The sequence below is a fragment of the Variovorax sp. VRV01 genome (assembly GCF_014852545.1).
Lineage (GTDB): Bacteria > Pseudomonadota > Gammaproteobacteria > Burkholderiales > Burkholderiaceae_C > Variovorax > Variovorax beijingensis_A.
Genome location: NZ_JACVBS010000088.1, coordinates 1 through 272, shown reverse-complemented (window position 1 = coordinate 272; position 272 = coordinate 1). Strand labels below are relative to the sequence as shown.

Genomic DNA, 272 nt, shown 5'->3' with positions numbered 1-272 from the left:
GCGCATCCGCACCGAGGAGCAGCTGAGCGAGCGCAGCCGGGCCAGCGGTCGTTCCAACCGGCGCGACCTGGCCCCGGGCCACCTCTTCAGGCTCACGCACCATCCGCGCGACGACCAGAACCGCCAGCACCTGCTGCTGGCCGTGGACTACGAGCTGCAGGAGAACCTGCAGGCCAGCGAAGGGGTGGATGCCTCCGAAGGCTCGGTGCAGCGCTTCGCCTTCGAGGCCCAGCCCACGAGCTACGCCTGGCGCCCGCAACGCAGCACGCCCA

Annotated in this window: 1 protein-coding gene; it reads left to right on the top strand. The window is 71.3% G+C overall.

The features are described from left to right. Positions 1-272: contractile injection system protein, VgrG/Pvc8 family (locus IB278_RS33695; RefSeq protein WP_263864287.1), on the top strand; the 272-nt coding region annotated here is incomplete at both ends.